General features: G+C 72.9%; 2 protein-coding genes. Both read left to right on the top strand.

Annotated elements, in window-relative coordinates:
- Positions 1–211: 211 nt before the first annotated feature.
- The gene (locus JNL41_RS15110) at positions 212–1,009 is read left to right on the top strand and encodes an SDR family oxidoreductase (RefSeq protein ID WP_293476319.1); all 798 of its coding nucleotides are present in this window, start codon (positions 212–214) and stop codon (positions 1,007–1,009) included.
- 81 nt (positions 1,010–1,090) lie between these two features.
- Entirely contained in the window at positions 1,091–2,137 is a 1,047-nt protein-coding gene (locus JNL41_RS15115) for an alpha/beta hydrolase fold domain-containing protein (protein ID WP_293476321.1), read from the top strand.
- The last annotated feature ends 88 nt before the right edge of the window (positions 2,138–2,225 follow it).

The raw sequence follows: 2,225 nt of genomic DNA on the forward strand, positions 1-2,225 counted from the left end.
GAACGAACACGCCGCCCGGACCCTGGTCGAGCTCAACCGCGGCCTCGAGGAGCGCAAGGAGCTCATCCGCACCGGCGCCTTCGCCAGGATGATGGCCGCCATGCGCGCCGCCCAGGCCAAGGCCGACGCCGAGGCCTGACCGGGGAGGGCTTCCCTGACCCCACGGCGCCGGCGCGAGAGTGGCGGCGACGAACAAGGGAGCGAGACCACGATGACCGACATCCTCGACCTCGGGGGCCGCGTCGCCCTCGTCACCGGCGCCGGCCAGGGCGTCGGCCGCCAGGTGGCCCTGCAACTGGCGGATGGCCTCAACTCGGGCGGGGTCGTCGTCAACGACTACCACCTCGCCCGCGCCGAGGCCGTGGCCGACGAGATCAGGGCCGCCGGCGGCAAGGCGCTGGCGCTCCAGTGCGACGTCTCCGACCACCTGGCCGTCAAGGAGATGGTCGCCAGGGCCGCCGCCGACCTGGGCCCCGTCGGCATCCTGGTGAACAACGCGGGCAACGCCGGCGCCACGCCCTCGGCCGAGCTCGGCAAGCCGTTCTGGGAGACCAGTCCCGAGGTCTGGAACAGCTTCATCGGCGTCAACCTCTACGGCGTCATGAACTGCACCGCCGCGGTCATCCCCGGCATGCTCCAGCGCCAGGCGCCCGGCCGCATCGTCACCGTGATCTCCGACGCCAGCCGCTGGGGCGACGCCAGCATGGAGATCTACGCCGGCGCCAAGGCCGGCGCCGCCGGCTTCATGCGCTCGGTGGCCCGCACGCTCGGCCGCTACCAGATCACCGCCAACTGCGTCGCCATCGCGCTCACCGCCACGCCGGCCGTCGAACGCACGCTGAACGGCGACCCGGAACGCCTGAAGCGCACCCTCGAGAAGTACATCGTGCGCCGGCCCGGCCGCCCCGACGACGTGGCCAACATGGTCCAGTTCCTGGCCTCCGACGCCTCGCCCTGGATCACCGGCCAGGTCTATCCGGTGAACGGCGGCTTCACCTTCGCGCTCTGATCGCGCGGGCCGGGAGGGGAAGTCCGCTGGACTTCCCCGCCGTCCCGGCGCCACGCTCCCACCGACCTCCGGGAGAAGCCCATGAACGACGTGCCCGCCTCCAAGCTCGCCCGCGACCCGCGGATCGACCCGCGCATCAAGGCCGTGTTCGGCTGGCCCGACCGGCCGCCCGTCGGCGACATCGCCAGCCGCGAAGCCCTGGTCGCCGAGGCCAACACGCCCGCCGCGCTGGCCGCCGAGGCCGCCATGCAGGGCCTCTTCGACGCCTGCGACAGCGAGGCCAACGCGCCGTCGAAGGGCCTCTCCATCCGCCGCGAGACCTACGTCTCCCAGCCCGGCGGCCACACCATCCAGGCCGCCGTCATCCGCCCCGACACATCCGAGAAGCTGCCCGGCGTCGTCTACATCCACGGCGGCGGCATGCAGACCATGAGCGCCTTCAACGGCATGTATTCGTCCTGGGGCCGCATCATCGCCAGCATGGGCGTCACGGTGGTCATGCCCGATTTCCGCAACGCGCTGCGCCCCAGCTCCGCGCCCGAGGTGGCGCCGTTCCCCGCCGGCCTCGACGACTGCGTCAGCGCCGTGAAGTGGGCCCACGCCAACGCCGCCAGCCTCGGCTTCGACCCCGACCGCCTGATCGTCGCGGGCGAGAGCGGCGGCGGCAACCTTACCCTCGCCACCGGCCTCAAGCTCCTGAAGGACGGCGACATCGGCCTCGTCAAAGGCCTCTACGCCCTCTGCCCCTACATCGCCGGCCGGTGGCCGCACCCCGACAACCCCTCCTCCGTCGAGAACAACGGCATCCTCCTGGAGCTGCACAACAACCGCGGCGCCATGGCCTACGGCATCGACGCCTTCGAGGCGAAGAACCCGCTGGCCTGGCCCGGCTTCGCCACCGAGGCCGACGTCCGCGGCCTGCCGCCGGTGGTCGTCAGCGTCAACGAGTGCGACCCGCTGCGCGACGAGGGCATCGGCTTCTACCGCCTGCTGCTGCGCGCCGGCCAGCCGGCCCGCTGCCGCCAGGTGATGGGCACGATCCATGGCACGGAGATCTTCTCCATCGCCTGCCCCGAGATCAGCCGCGACACCGCCGCCGACCTCGCCCGGTTCGCCCGCGGAGGCTGACGGAGACCGCCGTGCCCCCCGCGCCCGACCTCCAGGCCGACCTCGCCTGGTGGCGCGCCCACCGCGCCGCGCCCGACGCCGCCCAGGC

The organism is Phenylobacterium sp. (assembly GCF_016793285.1).
Taxonomy (GTDB): domain Bacteria; phylum Pseudomonadota; class Alphaproteobacteria; order Caulobacterales; family Caulobacteraceae; genus Phenylobacterium.

Excerpts from the sequence above, each read along its gene's own strand:
- JNL41_RS15110 (WP_293476319.1), top strand. The coding sequence starts at position 212 with ATGACCGACATCCTCGACCTCGGGGGCCGCGTCGCCCTCGTCACCGGC.
- JNL41_RS15115 (WP_293476321.1), top strand. The coding sequence starts at position 1,091 with ATGAACGACGTGCCCGCCTCCAAGCTCGCCCGCGACCCGCGGATCGAC.